The organism is Candidatus Defluviilinea proxima, from assembly GCA_016721115.1.
GTDB lineage: Bacteria > Chloroflexota > Anaerolineae > Anaerolineales > Villigracilaceae > Defluviilinea > Defluviilinea proxima.
Map to the genome: position 1 here is coordinate 3,792,035 of JADKIW010000001.1, position 13,045 is coordinate 3,805,079.

12 protein-coding genes are annotated in these 13,045 nt (G+C 48.0%); 2 read left to right on the top strand and 10 right to left on the bottom strand.

The annotated features are described in order from the left end of the window. Positions 1-33 precede the first annotated feature (33 nt). The 7 genes from IPP66_17510 to IPP66_17540 form a co-directional block, all read right to left on the bottom strand. Entirely contained in the window at positions 34-843 is an 810-nt protein-coding gene (locus IPP66_17510; protein ID MBK9927070.1) for an alkaline phosphatase family protein, read from the bottom strand. Positions 844-932: 89 nt separating this feature from the next. Further along, on the bottom strand, positions 933-1,763 hold the full coding sequence (locus IPP66_17515; protein MBK9927071.1) for a phosphonoacetaldehyde hydrolase: 831 nt from the start codon (positions 1,761-1,763) through the stop codon (positions 933-935). A 66-nt stretch (positions 1,764-1,829) separates the two neighbouring features. After that, on the bottom strand, positions 1,830-2,948 hold the full coding sequence (locus tag IPP66_17520; GenBank protein MBK9927072.1) for a 2-aminoethylphosphonate--pyruvate transaminase: 1,119 nt from the start codon (positions 2,946-2,948) through the stop codon (positions 1,830-1,832). A gap of 215 nt (positions 2,949-3,163) precedes the next feature. Next, on the bottom strand, positions 3,164-4,213 hold the full coding sequence (locus IPP66_17525) for an ABC transporter ATP-binding protein (GenBank protein ID MBK9927073.1): 1,050 nt from the start codon (positions 4,211-4,213) through the stop codon (positions 3,164-3,166). Positions 4,214-4,233: 20 nt separating this feature from the next. Beyond that, positions 4,234-5,028, bottom strand: coding sequence for an ABC transporter permease subunit (locus tag IPP66_17530; GenBank protein ID MBK9927074.1), 795 nt, complete (start codon positions 5,026-5,028; stop codon positions 4,234-4,236). Next, positions 5,025-5,948, bottom strand: coding sequence for an ABC transporter permease subunit (locus tag IPP66_17535; protein ID MBK9927075.1), 924 nt, complete (start codon positions 5,946-5,948; stop codon positions 5,025-5,027). Before IPP66_17535 ends, IPP66_17530 begins: the two co-directional genes overlap by 4 nt. 87 nt (positions 5,949-6,035) lie before the next feature. Continuing rightward, the gene (locus IPP66_17540; GenBank protein MBK9927076.1) at positions 6,036-7,187 is read right to left on the bottom strand and encodes an extracellular solute-binding protein; all 1,152 of its coding nucleotides are present in this window, start codon (positions 7,185-7,187) and stop codon (positions 6,036-6,038) included. 381 nt (positions 7,188-7,568) lie between these two features. Between IPP66_17540 and IPP66_17545 the strand changes: the two genes are divergently transcribed. Both IPP66_17545 and IPP66_17550 read left to right on the top strand, forming a co-directional pair. After that, the gene (locus tag IPP66_17545; protein ID MBK9927077.1) at positions 7,569-9,611 is read left to right on the top strand and encodes a thioredoxin domain-containing protein; all 2,043 of its coding nucleotides are present in this window, start codon (positions 7,569-7,571) and stop codon (positions 9,609-9,611) included. Positions 9,612-9,620: 9 nt separating this feature from the next. Next, positions 9,621-10,262, top strand: coding sequence for an MgtC/SapB family protein (locus tag IPP66_17550; protein MBK9927078.1), 642 nt, complete (start codon positions 9,621-9,623; stop codon positions 10,260-10,262). 59 nt (positions 10,263-10,321) lie between these two features. On the opposite strand, the gene tatA is transcribed toward IPP66_17550, so the two are convergent. From tatA to fabF, 3 genes are read right to left on the bottom strand one after another with little or no spacing between them, the layout of a single operon-like run. Then, the gene (gene tatA, locus IPP66_17555) at positions 10,322-10,510 is read right to left on the bottom strand and encodes a twin-arginine translocase TatA/TatE family subunit (protein MBK9927079.1); all 189 of its coding nucleotides are present in this window, start codon (positions 10,508-10,510) and stop codon (positions 10,322-10,324) included. 59 nt (positions 10,511-10,569) lie between these two features. Then, positions 10,570-11,673 carry a ketoacyl-ACP synthase III gene (locus IPP66_17560; GenBank protein ID MBK9927080.1) on the bottom strand — a complete coding sequence of 368 codons (1,104 nt, stop codon included), beginning with the start codon at positions 11,671-11,673 and terminating at the stop codon, positions 10,570-10,572. 58 nt (positions 11,674-11,731) lie between these two features. Beyond that, positions 11,732-12,973 carry a beta-ketoacyl-ACP synthase II gene (gene fabF, locus IPP66_17565; GenBank protein MBK9927081.1) on the bottom strand — a complete coding sequence of 414 codons (1,242 nt, stop codon included), beginning with the start codon at positions 12,971-12,973 and terminating at the stop codon, positions 11,732-11,734. Positions 12,974-13,045: the final 72 nt, after the last annotated feature.

A 13,045-nucleotide genomic window follows, 5' to 3' on the forward strand; every position in this document is an offset into this window, starting at 1 on the left:
TTAGTCTGCAACCACCAAACCCTTTTGGAATTTTTAGTCTATCGGTAGGTGTTTCATTGTGTCTGGAATTTTGATATTGAGCAGTTTTAGGATGGTGGGAGCGATCTGCAATTGCGAGACGGTTTCATGGGTATCGCCTCTTTCCTCGACGTTTTGCCTGATCATATACAACGGAACATCCCTCACCTCAGAGGTGGTGCCTCCATGCGCACCATCCTTGTTCATGCCATGGTCAGAGGTGACGAGGATATGATAGCCAAGCTTCTGCCATTCAAGAAGAAGCGACACTAGGTACATATCCTGCCGAATGGCATGATTGCGATATTCCTTTGAATCAGAGCCGTAGGTTTCGCCATGATAATCCATTCCCATTGGGTGGACTAACAAATAATCGGGGGAATATTTCCGTACCAACCATGCGGCCGAGGCGAATAACTCCGCATCTGGATAATCATCCTCTGTATAAAAGCGCCCATGTTGAATGGATAACGATGTATCGTCGATTTCCTTGTCTTCAATTCGATTATAGGGTGTGCGGTTATATAACTCCGAGAACCATGAGTACGCCGCCGCCGCAGTGACTTTTCCTGCATCCTTTGCCAATTGAAAAATATTTGGCTTAGTCGAGAGATGCACAATGGCATTTCCAAGGATGCCATGTTCGCTGGAGAGTAGCCCCGTGTGGATCGTCTCATAAATGGGACGTGACAGACTCGGCAATTCACCCGTCACTTTATAAAGACTGGCTTGTTTCGTCTCTACCAAATGACCGAGATAGCCCATGCTATCCACGGCAGTATCGTAGCGTAATCCATCTGAAAGTATAAGTATGACCTTGTTCATGTGTTAACCTGTGACGTTTTCTAACCACGCATCGGCAAATATTGGGCAACCCAGCTATAAGGTCCGAAATGAGGCGCTCGTATTTCCATCTATGGTTGTTCACCGCTCATAAGACGAAAATCAATATCTTCCAATACGTCGGGCAGATCCCAAATACCATCAATGACGTAATGTGCGCCTGCCTGATAAAGTTGTGTTTCAACTCTTTCTCGCGCTGTGTTTTGTTCTTCAGAAGATAACTGATTAAAGCTTTCTTCATCCAAGCCGAGCAGGTTGCCTGTGAGCGATAGACCAACCGTCCACATGCCGGCATTCAAACCTTCTTCCACGTCCACTAACGTGTCACCCACTTTGACCATGGCTTGCATGGGATATACACCGAGTTGCATCGCGTTCTGATAGCACATCCAGGGATAAGGGCGACCGGCCGGTACTTCATCAGGACAAACAATGCAATCAGGTTCGTAGCCATTCTCTTTTGCCTTCGGTGCGAGGATATCCATCATGGAACGGATGTAGCCTGTGGTCGAACCGATCTTGAGGCCACGCGAATGTACATCTTCCACTACATCTAAAAGGCCAGGGATCGGTGTGGCATATTCTGTCAGTACTTCAAGTTGCATGGGAATGAAATTGTTGAAGAGGTTTTCGATGTCATCTTCTGACGGAGATGCCCCACGTGAAGCATTCCACGCATCGGCGACAGATGGGCGCGCAAGAATGGTTCGCAAATGATCTTTCTTCATGAGCCCCATTCCAGAGCGCGCATCATCAGGAGTGATCGTCACACCTTGACTCTCAAACAGACGCAAAAACACAGCTGTCGGGGCGAAAGATCCGTAATCCACAGCAGTGCCGGCCCAATCCAATATGACCGCTTTCAGCGATCCGCGATATGAACGTTGGTAAACGAATCCCATAATTCCTCTTGAAAAAAAATCGGGTGGCGAATTCAATCGCCCATTGTGAAACGACAAAAGTCGTTACTACAGTTGAATATCCATTTCTTGCAGGGTCTCAGCAATTGCCGCCATCAGTGCGCGCACATCTGCAATCCCCAGCCGCCCCACATGGCCGATGCGAAAACAATCAGCATGGCTCAGTTTGCCGGGATAGATCACATGTCCCTTCTGGCTGAGACGCGAGTAGAAATTTTGAAAATCAAAATTGGGGTGATCGGGATAATGAAACGATGTGATGATATAGCCTCGATCTTCAGGCTTGAGGTAAGCATTGAATCCCATCTGTTGCATGGCTGTGATCGTGAGGTCATAATTCTTACAATACCGAGAACCGCGAGCAGAGACGCCTCCTTCATTCTCCAATTCAAGCAATGCCTGATGAAACGCCAGGATCACATGCACAGGCGGCGTGAAGCGAAATTGTCCATCACCTTCGAGCCCCTTCCATTGGGCAAACAAATCAAGGCTCAGAGTACGGGCGTATTCCTTTGTAATTTCGAGCTCGTCTTTTTTAGCGAGAACAAATGAAAAGCCGGGCACACCCTCAATGCATTTATTGGAGGATGAAATCAGATAATCAATACCGCAAGCTTTCAAGTCTATGGGATACGCGCCAAAACTACTCATCGCATCCACGATGTAGATACGGTTGTGTCTCTTGACGATCTCACCATACACTTCAATCGGATTGATAATGCCGGTCGTTGTTTCGCAATGGACGACTGCCACGTGCGAAATAGAAGAATCTTCACTCAAAGCTGATTCAAGCGCAGACGCATCGGGCATCGTGTTCTCAGGAAAGATCAATGTAGCCGTTTGGATATGATGCACGCTTGCGATCTTGAGCATGCGTTGTCCATATGCGCCATTGATCAAGATCAGCAACTTGCCATCCGCCGGTATGATAGATGAAAGTGTCGCTTCGATCCCGAAGGTTCCACTGCCCTGCATCAATATAGCCGTGTACACATCCCCGCCATTACCCAACTCAACAAGTCTGCTTCGTATATCTCGCACTGTGGCGATGAACTCAGCATCACGCGAGCCGAGGTCACGCAACATAGCTTGCTTGGTGATTGCACTGGTTGTAAGCGGACCAGGCGTGAAGAGCGCTTTATCTTTCCAAGAGGAGAGAGTATTCATGGTTGTTTGCCTCTGATCTCGTTTCTTTGTAATTTAAATTTTGTTTCATATTTTCTTTGTGATGCCCTGATGATGAATTTCCGCCGAATTGACTGGACCACAAATACTTCAGGTATGCAATTTGATCTTCGTTTCTAGAGAGAAGAGCCGGTATAAACTGGATCAGAATGAAAAACGTGTGGAAGAATTTCATGGGGTTCTCCTGAAATGATTTTTTACAGCAACCAACAAGCATCTGCATCGAAATTGAACTCGAACGGTTCACCTACTGTGGGAAGTTGTAGTTTTCTTTCGTTGAACATATCCATGGACACCTGATGCCCCTCTACATCGATACGAATGCGAATGATAGAACCAAGGTAAGTAATGGATGTCACCGTGCCCGTCAGATTGTTAGCGCCTTCGATATGTCCCGGATTCAACTCTTCGGGGCGAATAGCGAGGCGAAGTGTTTCACCATCTGCAAAATTGACTGTGCGGCTGGTGTGTACCATTTGGTCACCCACTTTCACTGTCCCTTCAGGCGGGTTGACGATATTCACAGGCAACAGATTGATGTGCCCTACAAACTTTGCGACAAATTCAGTGGCTGGATATGTGTAAATCTCCGATGGCGTACCGACTTGCTCCATGCGCCCCTGACTCATCACCACAATGCGATCAGAAAGTGATAGCGCTTCCTCTTGATCGTGAGTCACGTAAATGGTTGTAATACCCAATTGCTGTTGAATGCGGCGGATCTCCTGACGTAACTCCACACGAATCTTGGCATCCAAGGCCGATAGGGGTTCATCAAGCAACAAGATTTGCGGACGAATTGCCAGCGCACGCACCAAAGCCACACGTTGTTGTTGTCCACCAGAGAGTTGATAGGGATACCGATCTCTGAAATTTTCAAGGTGGATCAACTCAAGCATTTCATCAACACGTTTATTGATCTCTGCCTTGGTTTTCCCCACGACCTTCAAACCGTAGCCGATATTATCTGCAATCGTCATGTTGGGAAACAAAGCATAGGATTGAAAGACCATTCCCACGTTACGTTTGTTCGGGGCTACATATGTCAAATCTTGATCGGCGATGGTGATCTTACCGGAGGTGGGTAATTCAAACCCGGCGATCATGCGCAAGGTGGTCGTTTTGCCACAGCCGCTCGGTCCAAGAAAAGATACGAATTCGCCCTGCTCTGCGCTCAGGTTGAAATCCTCCACGGCGGGCATATCCGCAAAAGATTTATGAATGTGAGTAAGTTTCAGGAAAGACATTTTTAACCTCAGATATTCCTTTAGCGACCTGTGATCTGTTGGCTGGTATCACCTCGGCTAATCAATTGGATGATGCCAAGACAAGCCCAGGTAAGTGCAAAGCTCATAATAGTTAAAGCGGCAGGCTCGTAAGCTTTTGTTGTTCCGATCGAAGCCATGTATGGACCAAATGCCGGCCGGACTAAAAAGTCCGCAAGGATAAGTTCGCCAATGACTGTTGCAAACGTAATCAAAGAACCGCTTAGGATAGCGATTCGTAAATTGGGCAGAATAACGTTGACCAAGGTTTGAAACCAATTACCGCCGAGGCTTTGCGATGCTTCAGTGAGGGTACGTACATCAATCGAGCGCATGCCCACGTCGATGGCGCGAAACATATAAGGCATGGAAAGGACCACATAGCCGCCCGCAATCAAAAAGTCCGTGCCAAGAGGCGTGAGGGTCAACAAGAAAGGTGGACGTCCGTAGGTACGAATCAGCCCAAAAACATAGACAATCACCGGGATAATGAACGGCAGGATGGTAACAATTTCAATGACGGGCCGTAGCTTGGGAAGTTTGAGATAGATCCAATAAGTAGTTGGTAAAAAAATGAGAATACTGATGAACACTGTAATAATCCCCATCGTCACCGAATATAAAAAGCTTTCCACAAATTGATGGTCAGACAATACAATTTGGTAAGCGCGAAAACTGATCAAACCCTTTTGCATTCTCAATGAAAAGTCGAGAGTTCCGTACATGGGGACAAAAAAATAAAGCAGGCCAAGTGTGCCCCAGAACAAACCCCAGAAATTGAAGCGCGAAGTTTTCATGATTTGAGCCACCTCGCTGTACGGCGTTGCAACATGGTGTATCCCATGATGGTAATGCCCATGATCACCACCATTCCCAAGGCCAAGGCGTATCCTAGGTTTGGGTTTCCAAGTACATCGCCACGGATTTGCTGTCCGATCAGGATGGTGACCAGATAAATACTGCCACCGGTCAACGCCTGAGCGGTTGCGAACGCACCAAACGCGCTGCCAAATAGCAACAACCCTGCTCCAAGAAAAGAAGGCCAAAGGACAGGAAGAGCTATGTACCGCCAGTATTGCCCTGAACTGGCCCCAAGATTATCTGATGCTTCGCGCCAGTCACGTTTGAGTCCTTCCAACGCTGGCGTGATGATCAAGACCATCAATGGAAACTCAAAATAGGTATATGCCAACGTAAGGCCAAGAACGCTGTAAAGCGTGAAGCCATTTTCATATATATTGAATGGACAGGTCTGAAGACCTGATGCACCGGGAAAACAAATATTCTTCAAGATCGCAGTGATGAAACCTGTGCGACCAATCGTGGCTATAAATGCAAAGGCCAATGGCACGCCCCCAAAATTTGCGGCAAGACCCGAAAATGTCATCAGGATGTTCCTCATCCATTTAGGAGCCTTATCTATCGTAATGGCGTATGCAACGAAGAAACCAAACACACTACCCACCAAGGATGTAATAACGCTTACCTGTAAGCTGACATAATAGGCTTTGAGAATGGCAGGATCTTTTAAACCAATAATGTTCTCGAATGTGAAATTTCCCTTGTAATCTCTAAAGGCGCCAATAAATAAGTTCGTTGAAGGTAAGATCAGAAAAACAAATATAAATATAAAAAATGGAATGACGCCGATCCAATTCGCAAGGACATCCGTGAACCTGGATCGTTTTGGGGCTTGGTGGGTTTGAAAGTCTGTCATTTCAGCCTTTTATTCAAAATGGCGTGGCCCAATTATTTTGAGCCACGCCATAACTCAGATACTTATAAAGACGCTATCCGCAAACTCTTATTTGATATCGAGACCAACAACCGAGTCCCATTGTTCTTTGATCGCGGCGCGGGCGGCGCTGAGTTGATCGCCACTCGGGACGATGGAACTGGCAAGCAAGGCAGGATCGGGAAGTTTTGCCTTCAATTCATCGGAAAGCACGTTACGAGCATTCAAGTCCGCAAGGCGGGCAGGAGCGCAATATCCCTTGACCCAGAGAGTCTGACCTTCGTCTGAGTAGAGGAATTCCTCCCACAAACGGGCAGCAGCGGGGTGCGGAGCATATGCACTGATGGCTTGATAGTAGTAACCGCCCCAGTTCACGTCAGTGGGATAAATGATCTCAATGTTCGGGTTACCGGCAAAGCTATCCTTGTTGGCGTAAGCGTTCCAACTCCATTGGAAAGTGATGGGCGTTTCACCTTTACCAATCGGGCCAGAGTCAGCGATCAGAGGCAGCAGGTTGCCAATCGTATTCAATTCCTTGAAGAATTCCAAACCAGGCTGAACATCATCGAGGGATCCACCGTTAGCAAGTGATGCGGCGTAAACGGATTGAGCCGCCTGATTGGATGCGCGCGGATCGCCAGCCAAAGCAACCTGTCCCTTGTATTTCGGGTCCAGCAAATCTGTATAGCTCTTCGGCAAGTCTTTTACGACATCGGTGTTAACTTCCAAGACCATGACGCCGCTGTAATCCACGTAGTAATAACCATCGGCATCGTTGGCGCCTTTGATCGTGTCCCAGGTTGCCACTTTATAAGGAGTGATCAAGCCCTGTTCCTTGGCGAGAGGTCCATATGCAGGGCCTACATCGATCACATCTGGGGCCTGAGGTCCCTTATTTTCCTTATTGTCAATGATCGCCTGGATCTCATCGGCAGAGCCACCATCGGGGTTAAGTGAGTTGACCTTGATGCCATACTTTGTTGAGAAGGTATCCATTGCCTCGCCATAATTGCACCAATCGCGCGGCAGGGTAATGACGTTTAACTCACCCTCGGCTTTGGCCGCCGCTATCAGCGCATCCATGCCACCGCCATCCGCGGCTGACTTGATTGTGTTCCAATCAGATGCCGCAGGCGCGGATTGTCCCCCACCACAGCCTGCAACAACTGCAGTGACAACTATGCCTACAAACAATGCATACACTAACTTTCTGGGATTCATTTCTATTCTCCTATGTTTGATATAAGTTCAGCATCATTTTAAGTTTCGAAGTTTAATGATTATTGAAATCGATGTTATTCTTCAGTTAATGAATTGTTATTAATGACCGTCTTTGGGATCATGGAGTTAACGTTAACCAGTCCGTAACCACCTCTTAACCCATTTGTTCCATTTCTGTAGAATAATCTCGTTGCAGTGAATTGCTTTGAGCCCACAGGTGGCAGCGCACCTGTGTAGTGTTTTCCAGCAATTTCATCCTTCTCCTCCTTTTAAATGCAAAACAGCAGTGTTTTCAACACTGCTGTTTTGCTATCTTCAATAAATGCTCGCACTCATCGGCATACGCTATAATCCTCTACAGAGTTCCTTTAGAGGTAAATCATGCCCAACCATCTTGTCTCGGAAAACTCCCCTTACTTGCTTCAACATGCAAACAACCCTGTGGATTGGTATCCGTGGGGTAAAGAAGCGTTAAGCAGAGCTCGCGCAGAAAACAAACCGATCTTCCTTAGCATTGGTTATGCCGCCTGCCATTGGTGTCACGTTATGGAACACGAATCGTTCGAAGATGCTGAGACAGCAACCTTTATGAACGAAAACTTTATCAATATCAAGGTGGATCGAGAGGAAAGACCCGATATCGATTCTGTTTACATGCAAGCTACCGTTGCCATGACCGGCTCTGGCGGCTGGCCCATGTCTGTCTTCCTTACACCTGATCTCAAGCCATTCTACGCAGGCACATATTTCCCACCGGTACCACGTTACAACATGCCGTCTTTCAAAGATGTTTTGGCAGGCATTGCCCGCGCCTGGCAGGAACAACCCGAGGAAACATTTCGCATTGGCAACGAAGTCTCAGCACACATCCAACAATCGTTGAGCATCAACATTCCTGCTGATTCAAGTTTTACGCAAGAGCATCTTGATTCAGCAGTTAAATCACTGAGTGAGTCCTATGATTGGGGATATGGCGGCTGGGGCTCTGCTCCCAAATTTCCACAGCCAATGACAATCGAGTTCTTGTTTCGCCGTCATTATGTAGGGAACAACGACGCACTAAAACCAGCAATCCATGCGCTCAAGTCCATGGCGCGTGGCGGCATGTATGATGTGGTCGGTGGTGGTTTCTCACGCTACAGCGTGGATAATTTCTGGCGCGTCCCCCATTTTGAGAAAATGCTATACGATAACGCTCAACTCGTGCGCGCGTATTTGCACGCCTATCAAATTACGAACGAGCCTTTTTTCAAACAAGTTGTCACGGAAACTCTCGAGTTCGTTGCCCGCGAAATGACGCACCCTGATGGTGGCTTTTACTCGTCACTTGATGCTGACTCAGAACACGAAGAAGGCAAGTTCTACGTTTGGACTCTCGAAGAGATCCGCTCAACGCTCAAAGAAGATTCAGATTTTTTTGAAGCGGCTTACGGCGTAACTGCGCAAGGAAACTGGGAGGGCAAGACTGTCTTACAACGCGCTCTCGATGATGCATCCCTCGCCGCCCGCTTCCATCTGGACCTTGAAACTGTCCCGGCCAAATTAGCCAATTGCCACTCCAAACTTTTATCTGTCCGATCCCCTCGCATTCGCCCCGGTACCGATGACAAAGTACTTACCTCATGGAATAGCCTCATGCTGACAAGCATTGCTGAGGCATGCAGAGTTATTGAAGACATAGAACTAAAAGCCAAATACACCCTACTGGCTACCCGCAACGCAAATTTCCTTTTGAAAGAATTACGTCCCGATGGGAAACTCAAGCACAGTTGGCGCAACGGGAAGACAACACAATACGTGTTTCTCGAAGACTATGCCGCATTGATCCTCGGTCTGCTTGCGTTGTATCAAACCGACTTCAACAATCGATGGTTCACCGCAGCTAAACAACTTGCAGATGAAATGATCGAGTTGTTCGAAGACCCCGCTGGCGGATTCTTCGACACATCCAAAAACGGTGAAGCATTATTACTTCGTCCCAAAGATGTTCAAGACAATGCTACACCTTCAGGCAATGCATTAGCTTGCGAAGCTTTGCTAATGCTCGCTGAATTTACAGCTGAGGGAAAATATCGCGATCTTGCTGAAAAGGCTTTGAGACTTGTCGTGGGCATGGCGACACGGTATCCCACTGCGTTTGGCCGGTGGCTGTCAGTGGCGGATATGGCTTTGGGAAACACGAAGCAGGTCGCAGTTATGTATGAGGCGGGCGGTGAAGATGCATCCGAGTTGATTCGAGTCATCCAATCTCAATTCAGACCAAACGTCATCTTGGCAGTCTCTGCCTATCCCCCATCAAACGATGCGCCACCTTTGTTGATGAATCGTCCGTTGAAAAACGGGAAGCCCACAGCGTATGTGTGCGAGGGATTTGTTTGCAAAAACCCCGTAACGACGGTTTCTGAACTCGAAAAGTTGTTGTAAAATCATTTTATGAATTCAATCATCCTAGAAAATCTCTTGAAAGTTGGAATGGCTGTACTGCTTGGTGGTCTGATCGGCGCCGAACGGGAATTTCAAGATAAAGCAGCAGGGTTTCGCACAATTATTTTGATCACAGTTGGATCAACTTTGTTCACGATCTTCTCAATCAGCATGGACCCCGGCTTTACCCGCACACGCGTGGCCGCGAACATCGTGACAGGCATCGGCTTTTTAGGTGCTGGTGCAATCGTCCATGAGCAAGGCCGGATCGGTGGATTAACTACTGCCGCAACGATCTGGCTTTCAGCCGCCTTGGGGATGGGAATTGGCGCGGGCGAATTGGTGTTCGTGTCTATTTCGACAGCAGTCGTGCTGATCGTTCTGTTCATATTCCCCTACATCGAGCGGTGGATCGACCACATCCGCGAGGCACGTTCCTACAAAATCGTGATCTCATCCTCGAGTTTGAAGGGTGTTGACAAGATCAAGAAGGCAATGGCAGATTGTTCGTTAAACGTGTTGGAACAACATCAAACGAAAAAAGAGGATATGGTTGTTGGAATGTGGCGCGTTATTGGCTCACCCAAAAACCATGAGAAGTTTGTAGAACAAATGGTGAAAGATAAAACCATCAAAGAAATCGTGTACTAAGATTTTGTACACTGTACGGTAAATCAAAAAGACTCCCGTAAAGGAGTCTTTTTGATTTTTTACTTTGGTTCGTTATCCTTCGAGTCTGTGGCTTGATCGTCTTTCTTTTCTTCGCTCAATCCATCTCGAAAGGATTTAATGCCTTTACCCAGCTCGCCTGCGATCTTGCCGATGCGGCCCGGTCCGAACACAAGGACAACGATCACCAGAATGATGATCAATTCAGTAGGTCCAAAACGTGAAAACATTGGCAGCTCCTTTCTTTCAGTGTCGTGCGTATCGTACCACAATCGGGGTCATCAGGCCATTATAGTTCGCGGCGGAAGATAATGCCTTCGATAAAGCGAATGGCACGACGAATAAACGAACGCACTCGCCCAAACAAGAGATATTGTTGCGGGCGTAGTGTGCCCTTGCTCGGGAATGGACCAGTCCATTCGGCGGTCACTGCTCCCCAAGTAAGGCCCGCGCCAAAACCTACAAATACCATTTTGTCGCCAGACTTGATCTGTCCCTTTTCAACAGCTTCCACAGTCGCCATCGGAATAGACGCGGTGGAGGTGTTTCCATACCGTTCGATGTTGACAATAAATTTATCCATCGGGAGTTTGAGTCCACGTGCCGCTGCATCAATAATGCGGATGTTTGCCTGATGCGGAATGATCCAATTCACATCTTCAAGTTTCATGCCGGCACCATCAAGAGCCTCAATGGTAGCTTGGGCCATCACACGCGTGGCAAAACGGAATACTTCCTTGCCATCCATGGTGATGTAATGACGCCCTTCCTGAATAGTCGCTTCAGAAGCAGGGTAACGACTTCCACCGCCCTGTAGGGTCAGCGAATCGCCGCCAGAACCGTCCGAATGCATGACAGCCGAATAAACACCACCGGGCTTGTCACTGGCTTGCAAAACAAATGCACCTGCCCCGTCGCCAAAGAGAATACATGTGCCTCTATCTTTCCAGTTTACAAAACGCGAAAGCGTCTCAGAGCCAACGACAAGCGCCGTCTTGATCGAGCCACTTCGTATGGCTTGAGCCGCCATATTCAGACCATAGATGAAGCCAGAGCAAGCGGCCAACAAGTCAAACGCGCCTGCTTTCGTGGCGCCGATCTGATCTTGTATCAAACATGCTGTTGCAGGGAAAATATAGTCAGGCGTTGAAGTAGCGCAGATGATCAAATCAATGTCGGTGGGACGTACATTGGCAACCGCCAAAGCCTTGAGCGATGCATCCACGCCCAAAGAGGAAGTAGTCTGCCCCTCTTTTACGATTCGTCGTTCACGAATCCCAGTGCGTTCGCGGATCCATGCATCGTTCGTATCGACCATCTTGGACAGGTCATCATTTGTCAAAATAGTTTCAGGCGCAGACATACCCCAACCTGTGATATGTGCATATTGCATAACGTACTCCTAAATAATTGCAATCGGGCCGCAAAAAACGGCCCGACATAATTACGAATCACCCCACAAATTTACTAAACACCAGGGTTGCGTTATGACCGCCAAACCCAAAGGAGTTGGACATAACATGTTTGATAGAGGCCTTGCGGGCTTTATTAGGGACATAATCCAAGTCACACATAGGGTCAGGCGTTTGGTAATTGATCGTGGGAGGAATGATTCCTTCGCCGATCGCTAGCAAACTAAAGACCGCTTCCACTGCGCCCGAGGCGCCGAGCAAATGTCCCGTCATGGACTTGGTAGAAGAGACAGGAATCTTATATGCCTGTTCACCAAAAACGGTTTTAATTGCCGCCGTTTCGCTTTTGTCATTCAATGGCGTTGATGTACCGTGCGCATTGATGTAGTCAATATCTGCAAGTTGCAAACCGGCATCTTCCAATGCCAGCTTCATAGACATAGCCGCGCCTGCGCCATTCTCTGCAGGAGCAGAGATATGATGTGCATCATCAGTTGTGCCATATCCTGCCAATTCGCCTAAAATGTTTGCACCGCGTGCCTGCGCATGTTCGAGAGTTTCCAAAATTAAAACCCCTGCGCCTTCGCCCATCAGGAATCCATCACGGTCTTTATCGAAGGGACGTGATGCAGTAAGCGGGTCATCATTACGCGTGGAAAGAGCGCCCATTACGTTCATCCCAGCCATTGTCAACGAAACAAGAGCACCTTCTGCTCCACCAGCGATCATAACATCGGCCGCACCACGGCGGATAATATCGAATGCTTCGCCGATGGCATTATTTCCAGAAGCACAAGCCGTCGCAACAGCCATGTTAGGTCCACGTGCACCTGTACGAATGGCAAGCATCCCAGCCGCACTATCCGAGATCATCATAGGAACAAGGAACGGGCTAACGCGATCAGGACCACGCTCTCGCATCAATTCAGCCTGCTCAACGATCGTTCCGATACCACCGATACCGGTCCCGATCAAAACACCAACGCGATCACGATTCGAGTCATCAATTTTCAACCCAGCATTTTCCAACGCTTCAAGAGTGGCTACTGTAGCAAATTGTGTAAAGCGATCCATCTTGCGTGCTTCACGCGCGCCAAACAGAGCTACTGCATCAAACCCCTTGACCTCTGCCGCAAAGCGCGTTTTATGTTTACTGGCATCGAACAATGTGATCGGACCTGCTCCCGACTTTCCTGCCAGCAAAGAATCCCATGTCTCTTTAACGGTGTTCCCAACAGGGCTAATACACCCCATCCCCGTTACTACAACTCTTCTAGTCATAAAAGTAAATCTCCTTGAACAGATCCAGGAGAGGTCACTCCCGGTAAATTTCGAGTGTTATAACACACTCGC

What these genes read in the sequence shown, in the direction of transcription:
- IPP66_17510 (MBK9927070.1), bottom strand. Translation starts at nt 843, where the DNA reads ATGAACAAGGTCATACTTATACTTTCAGATGGATTACGCTACGATACT.
- IPP66_17515 (MBK9927071.1), bottom strand. Translation starts at nt 1,763, where the DNA reads ATGGGATTCGTTTACCAACGTTCATATCGCGGATCGCTGAAAGCGGTC.
- IPP66_17520 (MBK9927072.1), bottom strand. Translation starts at nt 2,948, where the DNA reads ATGAATACTCTCTCCTCTTGGAAAGATAAAGCGCTCTTCACGCCTGGT.
- IPP66_17525 (MBK9927073.1), bottom strand. Translation starts at nt 4,213, where the DNA reads ATGTCTTTCCTGAAACTTACTCACATTCATAAATCTTTTGCGGATATG.
- IPP66_17530 (MBK9927074.1), bottom strand. Translation starts at nt 5,028, where the DNA reads ATGAAAACTTCGCGCTTCAATTTCTGGGGTTTGTTCTGGGGCACACTT.
- IPP66_17535 (MBK9927075.1), bottom strand. Translation starts at nt 5,948, where the DNA reads ATGACAGACTTTCAAACCCACCAAGCCCCAAAACGATCCAGGTTCACG.
- IPP66_17540 (MBK9927076.1), bottom strand. Translation starts at nt 7,187, where the DNA reads ATGAATCCCAGAAAGTTAGTGTATGCATTGTTTGTAGGCATAGTTGTC.
- IPP66_17545 (MBK9927077.1), top strand. Translation starts at nt 7,569, where the DNA reads ATGCCCAACCATCTTGTCTCGGAAAACTCCCCTTACTTGCTTCAACAT.
- IPP66_17550 (MBK9927078.1), top strand. Translation starts at nt 9,621, where the DNA reads ATGAATTCAATCATCCTAGAAAATCTCTTGAAAGTTGGAATGGCTGTA.
- tatA (MBK9927079.1), bottom strand. Translation starts at nt 10,510, where the DNA reads ATGTTTTCACGTTTTGGACCTACTGAATTGATCATCATTCTGGTGATC.
- IPP66_17560 (MBK9927080.1), bottom strand. Translation starts at nt 11,673, where the DNA reads ATGCAATATGCACATATCACAGGTTGGGGTATGTCTGCGCCTGAAACT.
- fabF (MBK9927081.1), bottom strand. Translation starts at nt 12,973, where the DNA reads ATGACTAGAAGAGTTGTAGTAACGGGGATGGGGTGTATTAGCCCTGTT.